This window comes from Vibrio genomosp. F10 str. 9ZD137 (assembly GCF_049974785.1).
Taxonomy (GTDB): Bacteria; Pseudomonadota; Gammaproteobacteria; order Enterobacterales; family Vibrionaceae; genus Vibrio.
In genome coordinates this window covers 1-4,145 of record NZ_JBNGCJ010001046.1, presented here as the reverse complement: position 1 = coordinate 4,145, position 4,145 = coordinate 1, and the positions used below count along the sequence as shown (strand labels likewise).

The window sequence follows — 4,145 nt, the reverse complement described above, 5'->3', positions numbered from 1 at the left end:
GAGAGATTCGAACTCTCGATACGTAACGCTACGCTTTCACCATCACCTGACGGCGATGCGCCGTATAAAGATCAATGACTTGTCTACACTGTTACAATGCGATGAAACTACTTTGTACTTCATTGTGTACTCTCGTGCAAGGGTAAATTTATTATCATAACTATCTATGACGGCTTTACTTCCTCTCTCAGTCATGACAAATTCACCGAGCTTTTATTAAGCAATGGAAGAGATGTTAAAAGGTCAGCATAAAGGGCTAAATGAATCGCCCGTCTCCTAATTTGAAATCTAAATTATGGAGTCATCATTATGATTAACCATCTTCCTGGTGTTTGTGGCACAGGTAAAACTGAGCAACTCATCAACAATATCGAACTAATTAAGAACACTGATACAAGCACCATTTTATGGGCAAGTTTAACGAATAAGTTATCTGAAGCGACATGTAACAGGTACAAGGAGAAGCACCCAGAACATAATGCGACGATGATTTCTTCTGAAAACTGTTCAAGTGCTCGCCGTGAGATATTACAGCAATGTACTGTCATCATAGACGAGCTGCCAACTCTTGTTGGTAACTATCAACGCCTTAAGATACCACTGCAAGACGAATCAGTGTTGGGTTTAGCACCTTACATTGAATATGAAGATTCATCATTTGATGGTTTTCAACGTATTGTAGTGAAAGAAGAAATGAAGTCATCAGCTAAGCAATTTGCCTATGATTTGTTATTCAATGGCGATCTCAATAGTGACAGTGTGAAAGCTGGCAATATCTTAATGAGCGGGATTCATAACTCCAATGGTATGTACGTCAGTACTGCCGACGACTGGAGACTATTTGAATTCTTTGATGGATTGGATTTTATTCGTAAACTCCGCCAATTAGATTCTGTATGGCTACTATCTGCTAATCTGGAAGGGTTATTTGTAGAAAAGCTGCTAAGAGCCAGTGGGTGTACAATTACTACCGACCATGCTTTAACGCACTTAAACCTACCAGTAACCCATCCAAATACATCAAATGTTGAGATACTGCCCTTCTTAATGAATAGCAGTAACACAGCATCTTCAACTTTCAGTAGCTATTTTGCTAGCTTACCATCTTGCAAGGTAATTAGAGATTGGACTGAAGATTTCGATGTACACAAATTATTCAATCAATGGATAACTAGTGAATTTGAAAGCAATACATTTATCTATTGTAAAAACAAACACACTAGTCCCATAAGCCACAGTGACGCTATTGAACTGCCGCCAATGGCTCAGGGCTTAAATAGTTACAGTCACCTCAATGAAGTGGCGTTTACGCCTCATTTAAGACCTGCACCCGAACATGAATCTGCAATCAAACGACTAGCAAGTGATATAGGAATAAACCCACAAACGCTGGTGGACTATTATCTACGGCAAACTAGTCATGAAGTTGCCTATCAGTTCGTTAGCCGTATTTCTTTCCGTAATTTAGAGAGAAATGACAGTGGTAGTTTATTAGCTGAACAGCCTCAACCTAAATGCCGAATCATAGTGCCAGATATGGCTCACGCTAATTACATTCACTGTATGATGCCGACAGCTTCTATCAACACTTCTGGCAGTTATGAGAGAGTTCCTGTTCAAGCATCCGTCGAGGAATTAGCTCAACGTCAAGTTGACAACGCTGCTCGAAAAGCTGTTAAGGATGCACATAAGCAAACAAGTGACTTTAGTACTTTATTTACTATTCATAAATTATTGGAAAGTGGGCTTACTGCTAAAGACGCCTGTAAAGCGATGGATATTACCCCACGAACCAGAAGAAACTGGCTTAGTAAGTACGGGGATGATTGGACTGATTGGTTGGCAGAACAAGAATTGAGTTTAGAGTTAGAAGAGGAAACAGAACCGTCATAGTCTTCTATGATTAACTATTTTCCCTTTCATTGAAATGCCCCTTAATTGGGGTTTTTCTTTTACTTTCCTATAGATACTAAATCACTGACACCTAGAAACAAAGCTTTCATTATTTGGAATATCCTATATTCCTCTTACAACTTTGACATCGGTTAAGCTCTCTTCCCATAAATATCCATCAAGACCAATTCTAATGAAATATATACTACTTATTACAACTCTACTCATGGTAGGCTGTGGTGGTTCTAGCTCCCCTGCTCCCCCTCCAACTATTGACCCACCAGATCCTGAGTACCCTGAGGAGTCTTTACCTATAGAAAAACAGCCTCGCATTAACTTAGAACCTGGTTTTGTAGATTACCTAGAGAATTACGGCTATGACAGTGAAGAGTTAGTAGACCTTTGTACAAGCCCTATAAGATCTAACAATGGCCATAGTCTTTGGGTACAGCACCTTTATGAGGACTGTACTTTTGATAGTAGTGGTGACCCTATCTACAGAGTAACATGGCATTCCGGACAATATGAACATAGGCGGTTTGAAGAATTTCAGTTTACTTTAAATATAGTAGAAAATGTTTTTGATATAAAAGCTTGGCATACTTATACACCAGGCAATCAAGAAGTTTTATTAGGCAAGTCTGACGAGGTAGCATTCATCATGCCCAGGGGTGGTGATGCAATAAAAGAGTTACCTGCTGGTATTGTTAGGTCTGAGCTATCCTCAGATGAGTATGGTGACATTCATATAGTTAAAATTGAAGCAGCTGCCCTAACCTCATCATTGTTCGACAATGGGAGAATTTATTTTGAGATAAGGTACCCTAGTTCTTATTCTTATGATACTAGATGGGGTGAAGAGATTGAATACACAGCTAAAGCCACCACTTCACACTATAGTGCACATTTTAATGAGAAAATGAGAATACTAACTGAATAGCAGTGAAAGACATCCCCCCCTTTCACTGTAAGCATGTCTGCACCGTTCTCGCATACCTTAAACGGTTAAATCTATTACTAATGTATACATGTATAGAAAGGGGAAATCTAGTTGTCATAGACTCTATGGTTCAGTTTTTCCCTTCTATCTATCCAAACAACCTAGTGCAGACAAGCGTTGGCTATAGCTGAAACCATTCATATACACTTTGCCACTGGTGGTTTTTCCGATTGAATGCCCCATTAGTGAGCCTATCAACTCTCCCCTAACTCCTGCATTGAATAGCTTGGTTACTGCATAGTGGCGTAGATAATGGAATGAAATATCCTTAGCCCCACTAGCCTTAAACCGCTCAGAGAAAAACTTACTAGGTTTATTTATATACCCATTCTGCTTACTATAAGGCAAATCAAAGATAAGCTCGTTCCTACCCTTTCCTCGTACCAAAGGAATAAGCAATTCATACAAGGCTCTAGTAATTGGAAGATCCCTTTTACTGCCACTATTTTTCAACTTCTTGTCTGGATTGTCATCATTGATACTTAAAATGGGCAACTCACCAAGAACAACATCACTAACTCTCAACTGTGCCAGTTCATTGAGTCTACAGCCTGTTAATGCTGCGATTCGAGGCAGGTAATACTTCCAGTGATCTTTATGATTTTTATAGCTCTCAGTGGCACATAGAAGCTGTTTCAATTCTACTTCAGTTAGCGCTCTCTTTGGTCTTACAGGTTTCTTTTCGATTTTCAGCTTAAACCAATTTTGGTCTACATTGTGCTGTAGCTTGTTAAAGCAACTAGAAATCAATCGAAGCTTTTTCTTCATAGTAGTAAGGCTACAGGTTTGAGTTTTTTTCCACTGTTCGATGTGGACTTGCCTGATACTTTGTAACGTTGTGGATGCAGTGAGACAATCAACAAAACCCATCCAACAATTACGATATTCAGCTTGGCTTTTAATACTGAGGTCAGATAAGTAGTGAGTAATATCGATGCTTTTAAGCAATGTACTTTGCTTCTTCTGCTTACCCGTGAAATCACTGTAAATTGCTTTAACATCCTCTAAAGTTGGGCTTTGAATAGACAAGATTTGTATTGCCAGTGATGAGGCATTTTTCATTGCTTCAAGGTAGCAACGGGTTCTCAGGCTCAATTTAGGTTGATAGTGCTTACCGTCATCTCTGATATTCCAACGAAAAGTATAAATACCAGTATTTGAAAGGATTAGATAATTGGCTTTGCGGTAAAGCGTAGACTGCATCATGTGTACTCTTTTGTGTACTTTCGAAATGCATTGCTAGGCTTCAGAT

At 39.2% G+C, this 4,145-nt stretch carries 3 protein-coding genes; 2 read left to right on the top strand and 1 reads right to left on the bottom strand.

Features of this window, described 5'->3' with window-relative positions; translation table 11 throughout:
* Positions 1 to 309: 309 nt before the first annotated feature.
* On the top strand, positions 310 to 1,893 hold the full coding sequence (locus tag ACP45E_RS22195; protein WP_017038074.1) for a hypothetical protein: 1,584 nt from the start codon (positions 310 to 312) through the stop codon (positions 1,891 to 1,893).
* A gap of 193 nt (positions 1,894 to 2,086) precedes the next feature.
* The gene (locus tag ACP45E_RS22190) at positions 2,087 to 2,833 is read left to right on the top strand and encodes a hypothetical protein (protein WP_017038073.1); all 747 of its coding nucleotides are present in this window, start codon (positions 2,087 to 2,089) and stop codon (positions 2,831 to 2,833) included.
* A 144-nt stretch (positions 2,834 to 2,977) separates the two neighbouring features.
* Here ACP45E_RS22190 and ACP45E_RS22185 read toward each other — a convergent pair whose 3' ends face one another.
* Complete coding sequence (locus ACP45E_RS22185; RefSeq protein ID WP_017038072.1) at positions 2,978 to 4,099, bottom strand: tyrosine-type recombinase/integrase; 1,122 nt, start codon at positions 4,097 to 4,099, stop codon at positions 2,978 to 2,980.
* Between the last annotated feature and the right edge of the window lie 46 nt (positions 4,100 to 4,145).

Coding starts and splice junctions, on each gene's coding strand:
- ACP45E_RS22185 (WP_017038072.1), bottom strand. CDS start 4,099: ATGATGCAGTCTACGCTTTACCGCAAAGCCAATTATCTAATCCTTTCA.
- ACP45E_RS22190 (WP_017038073.1), top strand. CDS start 2,087: ATGAAATATATACTACTTATTACAACTCTACTCATGGTAGGCTGTGGT.
- ACP45E_RS22195 (WP_017038074.1), top strand. CDS start 310: ATGATTAACCATCTTCCTGGTGTTTGTGGCACAGGTAAAACTGAGCAA.